The 13,159-nt window shown below is 60.3% G+C and carries 10 protein-coding genes and 2 tRNA genes; 10 read left to right on the top strand and 2 right to left on the bottom strand.

From position 1 onward, the window contains the following. The coding region (locus AC1DU9_RS27985) for a hypothetical protein (RefSeq protein WP_477786878.1) at positions 1 to 296 on the top strand (296 nt) is incomplete at its 5' end. A 37-nt stretch (positions 297 to 333) separates the two neighbouring features. Here AC1DU9_RS27985 and dinB read toward each other — a convergent pair. Further along, a complete protein-coding gene (dinB, locus tag AC1DU9_RS27990; RefSeq protein WP_477811099.1) occupies positions 334 to 1,395 on the bottom strand; it encodes a DNA polymerase IV in 1,062 nt (353 codons plus the stop codon). 300 nt (positions 1,396 to 1,695) lie between these two features. Between dinB and AC1DU9_RS27995 the strand changes: the two genes are divergently transcribed. The 4 genes from AC1DU9_RS27995 to AC1DU9_RS28010 all read left to right on the top strand — a co-directional run bounded on the left by AC1DU9_RS27995 (position 1,696) and on the right by AC1DU9_RS28010 (position 6,297). Further along, a tRNA-Met gene (locus AC1DU9_RS27995) sits at positions 1,696 to 1,772 on the top strand. A gap of 232 nt (positions 1,773 to 2,004) precedes the next feature. Continuing rightward, positions 2,005 to 2,081, top strand: a tRNA-Met gene (locus AC1DU9_RS28000). A gap of 278 nt (positions 2,082 to 2,359) precedes the next feature. Further along, positions 2,360 to 5,002, top strand: coding sequence for a bifunctional lysylphosphatidylglycerol flippase/synthetase MprF (mprF, locus tag AC1DU9_RS28005; protein WP_223458458.1), 2,643 nt, complete (start codon positions 2,360 to 2,362; stop codon positions 5,000 to 5,002). Then, positions 5,002 to 6,297 carry a virulence factor family protein gene (locus AC1DU9_RS28010; RefSeq protein WP_477811100.1) on the top strand — a complete coding sequence of 432 codons (1,296 nt, stop codon included), beginning with the start codon at positions 5,002 to 5,004 and terminating at the stop codon, positions 6,295 to 6,297. Before mprF ends, AC1DU9_RS28010 begins: the two co-directional genes overlap by 1 nt. A 253-nt stretch (positions 6,298 to 6,550) precedes the next feature. Here the strand turns inward: AC1DU9_RS28010 and AC1DU9_RS28015 are convergent, their stop codons facing one another. Further along, the gene (locus tag AC1DU9_RS28015) at positions 6,551 to 8,452 is read right to left on the bottom strand and encodes a potassium transporter Kup (RefSeq protein WP_223458454.1); all 1,902 of its coding nucleotides are present in this window, start codon (positions 8,450 to 8,452) and stop codon (positions 6,551 to 6,553) included. 293 nt (positions 8,453 to 8,745) lie between these two features. Between AC1DU9_RS28015 and rimO the strand changes: the two genes are divergently transcribed. The 5 genes from rimO (at position 8,746) to tsaA (ending at position 13,095) form a co-directional block, all read left to right on the top strand. Then, positions 8,746 to 10,083, top strand: a complete 1,338-nt coding sequence (gene rimO / locus AC1DU9_RS28020) for a 30S ribosomal protein S12 methylthiotransferase RimO (protein ID WP_477811101.1) — start codon at positions 8,746 to 8,748, stop codon at positions 10,081 to 10,083. 111 nt (positions 10,084 to 10,194) lie between these two features. Beyond that, entirely contained in the window at positions 10,195 to 10,668 is a 474-nt protein-coding gene (locus AC1DU9_RS28025) for a GNAT family N-acetyltransferase (protein WP_477811102.1), read from the top strand. A gap of 123 nt (positions 10,669 to 10,791) precedes the next feature. After that, a complete protein-coding gene (locus AC1DU9_RS28030) occupies positions 10,792 to 11,502 on the top strand; it encodes an rRNA pseudouridine synthase (protein ID WP_043302481.1) in 711 nt (236 codons plus the stop codon). 76 nt (positions 11,503 to 11,578) lie between these two features. Then, positions 11,579 to 12,046, top strand: a complete 468-nt coding sequence (locus AC1DU9_RS28035) for a YehS family protein (protein WP_223458447.1) — start codon at positions 11,579 to 11,581, stop codon at positions 12,044 to 12,046. 350 nt (positions 12,047 to 12,396) lie between these two features. Then, positions 12,397 to 13,095 carry a tRNA (N6-threonylcarbamoyladenosine(37)-N6)-methyltransferase TrmO gene (gene tsaA / locus AC1DU9_RS28040; RefSeq protein WP_477811103.1) on the top strand — a complete coding sequence of 233 codons (699 nt, stop codon included), beginning with the start codon at positions 12,397 to 12,399 and terminating at the stop codon, positions 13,093 to 13,095. Positions 13,096 to 13,159 lie beyond the last annotated feature (64 nt).

Genomic DNA, 13,159 nt, shown 5'->3' on the forward strand with positions numbered 1-13,159 from the left:
CCTTCCCCGCACAACCGCCGGATTTACGCAGCCTGATCCTTGACCACAAGAGCTTCGCGATCTTTTGCTCGCTCGCCCTGATCGGCTTCGCCTTATATCCGGTTCTTGTCCATCGGCTCGCGGTTTCGATTCACGCTTCCTCCCCACACTCGGTCGCCCTCATGCAGTTGCGCTTCACTTCGTTCGCTGTGGTCAGCTTACGACGGGACTTTCACCCGCAAGATTGCGCCCATGCTGGGCGCACAAAAAGATCGCAGCCTGCGGCAGCTCCTACAACAGATCGAGTTCTTCTGTAGGAGCTGCCGCAGGCTGCGATCTTTTGTGTTTCAGAATTTACCGCTCAAACAACTCCATCTGCTCGAACCCGCCCCGCAAGTCCTCCAGCCGCACGCCGACGCCCAACAACCGCACCGGTTTTCCGCCACGATTGAAAGCCTGGGTCAACATCAACTGATAACTTCCCAGATCCCGCCCTGCCCCGGCCTGCTCCAATGTCGTCTGGGTGAAATCGTGGAACTTCACTTTGACGAAGGGCTTGCCCGGGCGATAACTGCTGTCGATTCGCGCCATGCGACCGGCCAGGGTCTCCAGCAGCTCGGGTAATTTTTCCAGGCAACTCTTCAGATCTGGCAGATCGACGTCGTAGGTATTTTCGACACTGATCGACTGACGACGACTGTCGTTGTGCACCACGCGGTCATCGATCCCACGGGCCAGGCTCCAGAGTCGCTCGCCAAAGCTGCCGAATTCACGCACCAGCGCCAACTTGTCCCACTCGCGCAATTGCAGGCAATCGGTGATCCCCAGCTTGCCGAGTTTGTCGGCGGTGACTTTTCCGACCCCGTGCAATTTGCTCACCGGCAAGCCACTGACAAAATCCTCGACCTGGTCCGGAGTGATGACGAACAGGCCATTGGGCTTTTTCCAGTCACTGGCGATCTTGGCCAGAAACTTGTTCGGCGCCACGCCCGCCGACACGGTGATATGCAACTGGTTGGAGACCCGGCGCCGGATGTCCTGGGCGATGCGCGTTGCGCTACCACCGAAATGCGCACTGTCCGACACATCGAGGTACGCCTCATCGAGCGAGAGCGGCTCGATGATCTCGGTGTAATCGCGAAAGATCGTGTGGATTTCCCTGGACGCGTCTCTATAGGCGTCCATGCGTGGCTTGACGATGGTCAGGTCCGGGCACAGCTTCAAGGCATGCCCGGAGGACATCGCCGAACGCACCCCGTACGCTCGCGCCTCATAATTGCAGGTGGCGATCACCCCGCGCCGGTCCGCCGCCCCACCTACCGCCAGTGGTTTACCGGCGAGGCGTGGGTCGTCGCGCATTTCGATGGCTGCATAGAAGCAGTCACAATCGACATGGATGATCTTGCGTTGAGTCATAGCAAAGCCGTGTTCATGGCAAAGAAAAGGCGTCATGGCGTGCCGGACAAACAGTATCTCACCGACACCTGTATATAGCACCAGTAGTCTGAATGTTCTTTTCCAATCGTAGGAAGAGTCGATTGTGAATTTATTTTTTCAATCGAAAAATTACTTTCAATAGACGCGCAGGCCTTGTCCTGCCTGCCTCACAGACCGGTCGACCTCCCCTTTTGAACGCTAACCGATTGAACGGGAAGAGGTTTTATCGGAATTGGAGGTTGACACCCGAGCGCATCTCTATAGAATGAGCCACACAGACGCGGGATGGAGCAGTCTGGTAGCTCGTCGGGCTCATAACCCGAAGGTCGTCGGTTCAAATCCGGCTCCCGCAACCAAACATCAAAAAAGGCTACTCGAAAGAGTGGCCTTTTTTGTGCGTGCTCGTTTTGTAGCGCCGAACACCAGAACAAGGCCTGGACACTCAACGACACCGAAACCGGAAATCGTTCTGATTCCGAAACTTAGGCCATCGCTGCGACCGTTTGCCGCGATTCAACGTTTATTTGACCTGCTTCAGGATTAACGGTTGACACCCCGGCATTACTCTATAGAATGCCGCCACACAGACGCGGGATGGAGCAGTCTGGTAGCTCGTCGGGCTCATAACCCGAAGGTCGTCGGTTCAAATCCGGCTCCCGCAACCAAACATCAAAAAAGGCTACTCGAAAGAGTGGCCTTTTTTGTATCTGTTGAAAAAGTCCTTTCGCAACAATGATCTGTCACTGTGTAGCAAGCCGTTTGGGGTCACCCACACGCCGGGTTCAGACTATGCTCTATCGCAGGCTGAAGCCTTCACGACTGATGTCGCGCCGCCCCCACCGCCCGGTGATAGGCGTTAATATTTGTGATTATTTTTTTCTGCAGGGATTGGTAACTTGGCTGGATACCCCCATCCTGTCGCGCACAATCCAAGAGGTGATTGATGCGCGCCAACTCGTCTGATTCACAAGACACTGTCACAGCGACACAACCGATCAAGGCTGAGCGTCTGCGCCTGCTCGATCGCTTGAGCAAATACCGTCAACCCATTGGCCTGGCGGTCACCCTGCTGTTGTTCGCGATCGCGCTGATTGCCTGTCGCCACCTGTTGAGCGAGCTCGACCTTTACGCGCTGCACGATTCGATCCTCGAAGTCCCGAAACCCGCCTTGCTGGGCGCACTGGGCGCAACCGTGGCGGGCTTCATCATTCTGCTTGGCTACGAATGGTCGGCCAGCCGATATGCCGGGGTGAGCCTGGCACCGCGCGAGTTGGCGCTGGGCGGTTTCACGGCCTTTGCCATCGGCAACGCCATCGGTCTATCAATGTTGTCGGGCGGTTCGGTTCGCTATCGCCTCTATGCCCGTCATGGCCTGGGAGCGGCTGAAGTCGCCCGCATGACATTGTTCGCCAGTCTCTCGCTGGGTTGCGCCCTGCCGCCGCTGGCTGCCCTGGCGACGCTCAGCGACCTGCCAGCCGCGTCCACCGCCCTGGGACTCTCCGAGACGTTGCTGGGCGTAGTGGCGAGCGCCGTACTCGTGCTGTTTTCGGTGCTGGCCATCGGCATCTACCGTCGTCGGTTGCCGGAACAGCCTTATGCGGACAACCTGCTGGTCAAGATCGGGCGTCGCACCTTGCGCCTGCCCGGGCGTCGCCTGACGTTCCTGCAATTGATCATCACAGCCCTGGACGTAGCGGCCGCCGCGACCGTGCTCTATCTGCTATTGCCGGAAACGCCGCCCTTCGGCGCGTTCCTTCTGGTTTACCTGCTGGCGCTGGCCGCCGGCGTGCTCAGCCATGTGCCGGGTGGTGTCGGGGTGTTCGAGGCGATTTTGCTGGCGGCGTTTTCCGACACCCTTGGCGCTGCGCCACTGGCCGCCGCCCTGCTGCTCTATCGCTTGATCTACGTGGTCCTGCCCTTGCTGGTGGCCTGCCTGCTGTTGCTGATCAACGAAGGTCAGCGCCTGTTCCAGACACGCCAGACGTTGCGCGCGGCCTCAGGCCTGGCGGCTCCGATACTGGCGGTGCTGGTATTCCTGTCCGGTGTTGTCCTGCTGTTCTCCGGAGCCACCCCGGAAATCGATACCCGCCTGGAACACATCGGTTTTCTGATCCCCCATCGACTGGTCGATGCTTCGCACTTTGGCGCCAGCCTGGTCGGCGTTCTTTGCCTGTTACTGGCCCAGGGGCTGCGTCGTCGACTGTCGGCCGCGTGGATGCTGACCACCATTCTGTTGCTGGTCGGCGCCCTGCTCTCACTGCTCAAAGGCTTCGACTGGGAGGAAGCCAGCCTGATGGTGCTGACGGCAAGCCTGCTCGGGGTATTCCGCCGCTCGTTCTATCGCCCCAGCCGCCTGACCGAAGTACCGTTCTCGCCGCTGTACCTGGTGGCCAGCCTGTGCGTGCTCGGTGCGTCGATCTGGTTGCTGCTGTTCGCCTATCAGGACGTCCCGTACAGCCATCAACTCTGGTGGCAATTCACTCTGGACGCCGATGCCCCACGCGGCCTGCGTTCGCTGCTCGGGGCTGCCGTGCTGCTGATGGTGGTGTCGCTGACCTGGCTGCTGCGCACCGCGCGTCCGGTGATCCACCTGCCGACGCCCGACGAACTGGAGCGCGCCAGCAAGATCCTCATGGCATCGGCCCAACCGGATGGCGGCCTGGCCCTGACCGGTGACAAGGCGCTGCTGTTTCACCCCAATGACGAAGCGTTCCTGATGTACGCCCGTCGCGGCCGCAGCCTGGTGGCACTGTATGACCCGATCGGCCCGGGCCAGCAACGGGCGGAAATGATCTGGCAGTTCCGCGACCTGTGCGACATCCACCACGCCCGTCCCGTGTTCTATCAAGTGCGTGCAGAGAACCTGCCGTACTACATGGACATCGGCCTGACCGCGATCAAGCTCGGCGAAGAAGCCCGGGTCGACCTCAAGCGTTTTGATCTCGAAGCCAAGGGCAAAGAGATGAAGGACCTGCGCTACACCTGGAACCGCGGCACCCGCGATGGTCTGTCGCTGGAGATCTTCGAGCCGGGCCAGGCGCCGATGGATGAGCTCAAGGTGATTTCCGATGCCTGGCTGACCGGCAAGAACGTGCGCGAGAAAGGCTTCTCGCTGGGCCGCTTCAGCGATGACTACCTCAAGTATTTCCGCATCGCGGTGATTCGTTTCGAAGGACGCCCGGTAGCGTTCGCCAACCTGCTCGAGACCTACGGCCATGACCTGGCCAGCCTCGACCTGATGCGCGCACACCCGGATGCCCCGAAGCTGACCATGGAGTTCATGATGGTCGGCCTGATTCAACATTATAAAAACCATGGGTACGCGCGTTTCAGCCTGGGCATGGTGCCGTTGTCGGGGTTGCAACCCCGTCGCGGCGCGCCATTGACCCAGCGCCTGGGCTCGATGGTATTCCGCCGTGGTGAGCAGCTGTACAACTTCCAGGGCTTGCGCCGCTTCAAAGACAAGTTCCAGCCTGATTGGGAACCCCGTTATATGGCCGTGCCCGCCGGACTCGATCCGCTGGTTGCGCTGGCCGACACTGCTGCCCTGATCGCGGGCGGCTTGACCGGATTGGTGAAACGCTGATGATTCAACGCTCCTTGCGGTATGTATTGGGCACACTGGTGATAGTGGCCCTGGTTCTCGGTGGCGGTTACTGGTACCTGAAACGCCCGGCACCGGAACCGACCCTCGAATTGCTGACCCCGGCCGATGGCGCGGCGATGACCCGTGTCATCCCAGGCAACACGCCACGCGCCCAGGTGCTGGTTGCGGTCAACGAAGACCAGAAACTCAGCGACAAGCAATTGATGACCCTGAGCCGCAGTGGTTCGGCGCAGATTGTCCAGGTGATCCTGCCCAAGGACTGCCTGCTGCAAAGCCGTGCCTTGCAATCGGGCCTGAGAGAACTGAAAGGCCCGGCGACCCTCGTCAGCGGCATCGGCCCGGGCGCCGTGCTGGCCTGGCGCTGGTTGTCCGAGCAGAAGAACGACAAGGCTCAGGCCGTCTCGGTCGACCTGGCCCTGGAAAAGCCCGGCTGCACGCACTTGCTGCCGAAAAGCGCGGCCCACGGCCACTGGCTGGTGGCATGGAACGACAACCCGGACGACACCAGCGCCGGCTTCGTGCGCGATCAACCGAACGCCGAAACCAGCATCAGCGACTACGACATCAACCTGCCGCAAGTGCTGAACAACGAACTGCGCAAGATCCTCGTCGGTGGTGACAAGGCCTCTGGCGGCCTGCAGATCCCGGTGGTCGAAGTGCCGGCAGGCCAGGCCAGGGACACCGTCACCCTGTTCCTGTCCGGTGACGGCGGCTGGCGCGACCTCGACCGCGACGTGGCGGGCGAGATGGCCAAGATCGGCTACCCGGTGGTCGGCATCGACACCCTGCGCTACTACTGGCAGCACAAGAGCCCGGAGCAAAGCGCGCTGGACCTGGCGGAACTGATGCAACACTACCGACAGAAATGGGGCACCAAGCGCTTCATCCTGACCGGTTACTCGTTCGGCGCAGATGTTCTGCCAGCGATCTACAACCGTCTGGCCGAATCGGAGCAGCAACGCGTCGACGCGATCATCCTGCTGGCCTTCGCCCGTACCGGCAGCTTCGAGATCGAAGTCGAAGGCTGGCTCGGTAATGCCGGCAAAGAAGCCGCCACCGGCCCGGAAATGGCCAAACTGCCAGCCGCCAAAGTGGTGTGCATCTACGGTGAAGAAGAAACCGACGAAAGCGGCTGCACCGACAAGACTGCTGTGGGCGAAGCCATCAAGCTGCCTGGCGGCCATCACTTCGACGAAAACTACCCGGCGCTGGCCAAGCGTCTGGTGGATGTGATCGAGAAGCGGCAGGTGAAGGAAACGGCTGCTACAGAGTGATCTGAGTCAGCCGAAAAAAGCCCTCGTTACCTCACGGTAGCGGGGGCTTTTTACATTCGACCAATCAACGCAGCCCCCTGTGGGAGCGAGCTTGCTCGCGATGGCGATAGACCAGGCAACATCACTGTTGAATGTGGCGCCGCCATCGCGAGCAGGCTCGCTCCCACAGGGGATCTTCACTGGCTTCAGAAAATGYATTGAGCACAAAAAAGCCCCCGCTGCCGCAATGGCAACGGGGGCTTTTTGATGAGGCTTACATCTCCACCTGCGTCCCCAGTTCAATCACCCGGTTCAGCGGCAGATTGAAGAAACGCAAATTGCCATTGGCGTTCTGCAACATGAAGGCAAACAACCCTTCGCGCCAACGGGCCATGCCTTCGAGCTTGGAGGCAATAACCGTCTCGCGGCTGAGGAAGTAGGTGGTACGCATCGGGCTGAAATCCAGTTCATCGAGGTGGCACAGTTTCAGCGCCTGCGGTACATCCGGCTCATCGGTGAATCCGAAATGCAGGATTACGCGGAAGAAACCTTCGCCGTAGGAGTCGACCTCGAAGCGCCGTTGTAGTGGCACCCGCGGGATGTCTTCGTACACCACCGTCAGCAACACCACCTGCTCGTGCAACACCTGGTTATGCAGCAGGTTGTGCAACAACGCATGGGGCACGGCATCCGCCCGCGCTGTCAGGAACACGGCGGTGCCCTGAACTCGATGGGGCGGTTGTACGGCAATGCTGCTGATAAAGATCGGCAGCGGCAATCCACCCTCATCGATGCGCTCGACAAGCAACTGCTTGCCGCGCTTCCAGGTAGTCATCAACACAAACAGCACAATACCGGCGATCACCGGGAAAGCCCCGCCCTGGACGATTTTCGGCACGTTGGCGGCAAAGTACAGGCCGTCCACCAGCAGGAAACCGAACAGCAGCGGAACGGCGAGAAGCGGTGGCCATTTCCACAACAGCAATATCACGGCCGACACCAGGATGGTGGTCATCAGCATGGTCCCGGTCACCGCCACACCGTAGGCCGAGGCCAGGGCACCGGAGGATTCGAAACCCAGCACCAACAGCACCACGCCGACCATCAGCGCCCAGTTCACCGCGCCGATGTAGATCTGGCCCTGTTCGGCACTGGAGGTGTGCCGGATGTGCATGCGCGGAATGTAACCGAGCTGGATCGCCTGACGGGTCAGGGAGAAGGCACCGGAAATCACCGCTTGCGAGGCAATCACCGTGGCCAGGGTCGACAGACCGACCAGCGGAATCAATGCCCAGCTCGGTGCCAGCAGGTAGAACGGGTTACGGGCAGCTTCCGGGTCGCCGAGCAGCAAGGCGCCCTGACCAAAATAATTCAGTACCAGCGCCGGCAACACGAGGATGAACCAGGCACGAGCGATCGGCTTGCGACCGAAGTGGCCCATGTCCGCGTACAGCGCTTCGGCACCGGTCAATGCCAGTACTACAGCGCCGAGAATTGTCACGCCCATGCCCGGGTGGTCGATGAAGAAGCGCACGCCCCACACCGGGTTCATCGCTTCCAGGACCTCTGGATGCTGGCTGATGCCATAGACGCCCAATGCACCCAGCACAAGGAACCAGGTGACCATGATTGGCCCGAACAAAATGCCGATGCGCGCCGTACCGTGACGCTGGATCAGAAACAGCGCGACCAGCACCACCAGCGACAGCGGCACGACCCAATGGTCGATGCCTTCGAAGGCCAGCCCCAGACCTTCAATCGCCGACAGCACGGAAATCGCCGGGGTAATCATGCTGTCGCCATAGAACAACGCCGCGCCGATCAGTCCGCAGACCACCAGCAACGTGCGCAATTTCGCATGCCCCGCCGCCGCCCGCCGGGCCAATGCGGTCAAGGCCATGATCCCGCCTTCGCCCTGGTTGTCGGCACGCAGCACAAACATCATGTACTTGATCGACACGACCCAGATCAGCGACCAGAAGATCAGCGCCAGGATCCCCAGCACCCCTTCATGGTTGACCGGCACGCCATAACCTCCGGAAAACACTTCCTTGAGGGTGTACAACGGACTGGTACCGATATCGCCATAAACCACCCCGACTGCCGCGACCARCATACCGATCGGCTTCACCGCCGAATGCTCGGCACCTGCAGCCTGACTACTTGCCTGACCCATCCACCACTCCTACTTCTCAGACCCGGGCTTCTTTGAATGAAGCACTATGCTTTGTCGTGCAGCATGCGCTGTTTTACTTCACGTTACAGACGTTTTGTTGACTGTAAAAAATCAGTAAAGCGTAACGGCGCGAAGCATAGCGCAGCACTCGTCGTATTTCCCTGCATAAAGCTGGTCAAGTGCGCTTACCATCGCTAGAATTGCGCACTTTTTGATCAGAGGCGCAGTTCAAGCGCCCGTCCGTCGGTTTTGCCCTGTCCGGCAAGCGGCGTCACAAAATACCGAGGTTAGACATGTCCACCACTCCTGCGTCGGCCAATCCAAAGGTTGGCTTCGTATCCCTGGGCTGCCCCAAAGCACTGGTCGACTCCGAGCGCATCCTTACCCAGCTGCGCATGGAAGGCTATGACGTCGTGTCCACTTATCAGGACGCCGACGTTGTTGTGGTCAATACCTGCGGCTTCATCGATTCGGCCAAGGCCGAGTCCCTGGAAGTGATCGGCGAAGCCATCAAGGAAAACGGCAAGGTCATCGTGACCGGCTGCATGGGCGTCGAAGAAGGCAACATTCGCAACGTACACCCGAGCGTGCTGGCCGTGACCGGTCCGCAGCAGTACGAGCAAGTGGTCAATGCCGTGCACGAAGTCGTGCCGCCGCGCCAGGACCACAACCCGCTGATCGACCTGGTGCCGCCACAGGGCATCAAGCTGACCCCGCGCCACTACGCCTACCTGAAGATTTCCGAAGGCTGCAACCACAGCTGCAGCTTCTGCATCATCCCTTCGATGCGCGGCAAGCTGGTCAGCCGTCCGGTAGGCGACGTGCTCGACGAGGCCCAGCGCCTGGTCAAATCCGGCGTCAAAGAGCTGCTGGYCATCTCCCAGGACACCAGCGCCTACGGCGTCGACGTGAAATACCGCACCGGTTTCTGGAACGGCGCGCCGGTGAAAACCCGCATGACCGAACTCTGCGAAGCCCTCGGCACCCTCGGCGTCTGGGTGCGCCTGCACTACGTTTACCCGTACCCGCACGTTGACGAGCTGATCCCGCTGATGGCCGCCGGCAAGATCCTGCCGTACCTGGACATCCCGTTCCAGCACGCCAGCCCGAAAGTGCTGAAGTCGATGAAACGCCCGGCCTTCGAAGACAAGACCCTGGCGCGGATCAAGAACTGGCGCGAAATCTGCCCGGACCTGATCATCCGTTCGACCTTCATCGTCGGCTTCCCGGGTGAAACCGAAGAAGACTTCCAGTACCTGCTGAACTGGCTGACCGAAGCCCAGCTCGACCGCGTCGGCTGCTTCCAGTACTCGCCGGTTGAAGGCGCACCGGCCAATGACCTGGATCTGGAAGTCGTCCCGGACGACGTCAAGCAGGACCGTTGGGAGCGTTTCATGGCGCACCAGCAGGCCATCAGCTCGGCGCGCCTGCAAATGCGCATCGGCCGCGAGATCGAAGTGCTGGTCGATGAAGTCGACGAACAAGGTGCGGTGGGCCGCTGCTTCTTCGATGCCCCGGAAATCGACGGCAACGTATTCATCGACAACGGCAGCAACCTCAAGCCGGGCGACAAGGTCTGGTGCAAAGTGACCGACGCCGACGAGTACGACCTGTGGGCTGAACAGATCTAAACGCAAAAAATACGCAAAGCCCCGCTCTCTAGACGAGATGCGGGGCTTTTTTACGGCTATSGTTTGAGATTGAACGGATTCACATCACTCACGTATCAGGGGCAGACAGGYATGCGTCAGCATTCGGTCATCCACACGCCGAAACTAGGCGACTACGCAGAATTGACCCGGGTCTGGGAGGCCTCGGTGCGCGCTACCCACGACTTTCTGCCGGACAGCTACATCGAACTGCTGAAAAACCTGGTGCTGACCCGCTACCTCGACTCGGTAATGCTGATCTGCACCAAAGATTCGAGCCAACGCATCACCGGGTTCGCCGGCGTCGCGGCAGGCAAGATCGAAATGCTCTTCATCGACCCCGACCATCGCGGCCAGGGCCTGGGCAAGAAATTGTTGCACTATGCCCTGGAACACCTGAACGCCGACGAACTGGACGTCAACGAACAGAACCCTCAGGCCCTGGGGTTTTACTTCAAGCAGGGCTTCGAGGTCATCGGTCGTTCGGAAGTCGATGGCATGGGGCAGCCGTATCCGCTGCTGCACATGCGTTTGCGTCAGGCTGAAAAACTCACACGCAATGGCTGATACACCATAAATCCATTGTGGGAGCGAGCCTGCTCCCACAAAAGAGCATGCATTGAAATGGAACCGGGATTAACCGGCGCCAGGCAGGTACAATGCCCACCCCCTTTTTGTTACGGCCCTGACATGACTGACCCGATTCGTCTCTCCAAACGCCTCATCGAACTCGTCGGCTGCTCCCGTCGGGAGGCTGAGCTGTTCATCGAGGGCGGCTGGGTCACCGTCGACGGTGAGGTCATCGACGAGCCGCAGTTCAAGGTCGACACCCAGAAAGTCGAGCTTGATCCAGAGGCCAAGGCCACCGCTCCGGAACCGGTGACCCTGCTGCTCAATGTGCCCGCCGGCATGGACGCAGACACCGCCATGGCCACCCTCGGTGCCGAGACCCTGAGCGAAGAACACCGCTACGGCAAGCGACCGTTGCGCGGGCACTTCCTGCGCCTGACCGCCAGCACCGACCTCCAGGCCAACGCCAGCGGTCTGCTGGTGTTCACCCAGGACTGGAAAATCCTGCGCAAACTCACCGCCGACTCCAGCAAGATCGAGCAAGAGTATGTGGTCGAGGTTGAAGGCGAGATGGTGGCTCACGGCCTCAACCGTTTGAACCACGGCCTGACCTACAAGGGCAAGGAGCTGCCGGCGGTCAAGGCCAGCTGGCAGAACGAAAACCGCCTGCGCTTTGCCATGAAAAACCCGCAACCGGGCATCATCGCCCAGCTGTGCCAAGCCGTCGGCCTCAAGGTCGTCGCCATCCGCCGCATCCGCATCGGCGGCGTGTCCATCGGCAAAGTGCCCGTGGGGCAATGGCGCTACTTGTCCGGCAAAGAGAAGTTCTAAGGCTTCCCGCGCCGCCACACCTTTCGGCGCTGCTGTTTTCGGCGGCGCCCATAGCCGAATTATCAGGACTGCACACATGATTCATAACGACGTACTGCGCAGCGTGCGCTACATGCTCGACATCAGCGACAAGAAAGTCATCGAGATCATCAAGCTCGGCGGCCTGAACGTGACCCTGGCAGACCTGGTGACGTATCTCGACAAGAAAGAGGAAGACGAGGAAGGTTTCGTACGCTGCCCGGACGAAGTCATGGCGCACTTCCTCGACGGCCTGGTGATCTTCAAGCGCGGCAAGGACGAAAGCCGTCCAGCGCAGCCGATCGAAGTGCCGGTGACCAACAACATCATCCTGAAAAAGCTGCGGGTGGCGTTCGAGCTGAAAGAAGACGACATGCACGCGATCCTCAAGGCCGCGGAGTTCCCGGTGTCCAAGCCTGAGCTGAGCGCGCTGTTCCGCAAGTTCGGCCACACCAACTATCGCCCGTGCGGCGACCAGCTGCTGCGAAATTTCCTCAAGGGCCTGACCCTGCGCGTTCGGGGCTGATCTCCGATGGAGGCGGCCGGTTTCGGTCGCCTCGCTCATGACACTGCATTCCCTTCGAAAATAGTGGCTCCGCTGACCGCGGCTGACGACCAGGGTGTAAAGACCTCAGCTCTCAGGATTCGCCATGCATCCCTAGTTTTCCCTGCAAGGCCGCACTGCCCTGGTGACCGGCGGCGCGGCCATCGCGGGCAAGCCACGCTCCCACAGGGTTCTCGAGCGCACACAAAATTTGTGTCCATCACAAAACCTATGGGAGCGGGCTTGCCCGCGATGACGGACTGACAGGCGCCACCGGGCTAGAGACCGTGTGGGTTATCATGCCTGCCTTCATTCCGCCTCGACCTCAAACCATGACCTACAGCGTTTCCCCCATCGGCTTCGTGCGCTCCTGCTTCAAGGAGAAGTTCGCCATCCCGCGCCAGCCGCAACTGGCCCCGGCCGCCCGTGGCGTGCTGGAACTGGTGGCACCGTTCGATCAAGGGGACGCCGTACAGGGCCTGGAGCAGGTCAGCCATGTATGGCTGTTGTTCCTGTTCCACCAGGCCCTGGAAGAAAAGCCGCGCTTGAAGGTCCGCCCTCCTCGCCTCGGCGGCAACAAATCCATGGGCGTGTTCGCCACCCGCGCAACCCACCGTCCCAATGGCATCGGGCAGTCAGTGGTGAAACTGGACAAGGTCGAAGCCAACCGCTTGTGGATCTCGGKCATCGATCTGCTGGATGGCACGCCGGTTCTCGACATCAAACCCTACGTGCCCTACGCCGACATCATCGATGCAGCCACCAACAGCATCGCCAGCGCTGCGCCGCAGCTGATTCCCGTGCAGTGGACGGATACAGCGCTGCAACAGGCTCACGGGCATGCCCAGCGCCTTGCAGAGCCTTTGGTTGAGCTGATCGAGCAATGTCTTGCGCAGGATCCACGCCCGGCCTATCAAACGCCTGCACCCGAGCGGGAATATGGCGCGCAGTTCTGGGATGTCGATGTGCGTTGGCATTACCTGACACCGGAGCTGATCCGCGTCCTGGAAGTCATTCCGGCAAACATCTGAGCACCACAAACGACTGTGGGAGCGAGCTTGCTCGCGATGGCGGTGTATCAGTCAATGTTGAAGT

It is taken from the genome of Pseudomonas sp. P4_C1 (assembly GCF_056402155.1).